Raw genomic sequence first — 720 nt, 5'->3', positions numbered from 1 at the left:
GTCCGCTGGCCGCGCTGCTGCTGCTCGCCGGCAACGTGCCGGAGGTGCCGCCGCATCCGCATCAGACCAAGGCCGACGGCACCAGGGTCAAGCAGCCGAGCCTGCTGACGCCGATGCTGATGCTGCTGACCGTGTTCTTCATGCTGCTCAGCCTGTCCAACGCCGGCATCTCCAGCTTCGGCGTGGTCGCGTTCATGAACGGCTACGGCATCTCGTTCTCGACCGCCAACATCGCGCTCACCGCCTTCCTCGGCGCCAGCGCGGTGGGCGTGCTCGCCGGTGGCCAGCTCGCCGACCGCATCCGCCATCACAACCTGGTCGCGGCGGTCGCCTATGCGATCAACGCGGTGCTGGTGCTGATCATCACCTTCGTCAGCCTGCCGACCGTGCTGCTGGTCGCGATCATGCTGACCGCGGGCTTCATGAGCGGCGTCATCGCGCCGTCGCGCGACATGCTGGTGCGCAACGCCGCTCCCGCAGGCGCCGCCGGCCGCGCCTTCGGCATCGTCTCCACCGGCTTCAACTTCGCCGGCGTCGTCAGCCCGCTGCTGTTCGGCTGGATCATGGACATGAACGCGCCGCGCTGGGTGTTCGGCACGTCAGTCGTGTTCATGCTTCTGACGATCGTGCTGGCGTTCTTCACCGAGCCGAAGAAGAAGGCGGCGTGACGCTGCTGATGTCGCGCATCTGAGCGATGGAGCAAGGTCTCACAGCGCACGC

The 720-nt window shown here is 67.2% G+C and carries 1 protein-coding gene; it reads left to right on the top strand.

The window, feature by feature from the left end; translation table 11 throughout:
• Positions 1 to 668, top strand: a 668-nt coding sequence (locus BRAO375_RS14790) for an MFS transporter (protein ID WP_035640381.1), incomplete at its 5' end; no start/stop codon positions are given.
• Positions 669 to 720: the final 52 nt, after the last annotated feature.

Origin of the sequence: Bradyrhizobium sp. ORS 375 (assembly GCF_000239775.1) — a bacterium.
GTDB lineage: Bacteria > Pseudomonadota > Alphaproteobacteria > Rhizobiales > Xanthobacteraceae > Bradyrhizobium.
The sequence above is the reverse complement of the archived record's forward strand: the minus strand, read 5'-3'. Positions and strand labels throughout refer to the sequence as shown.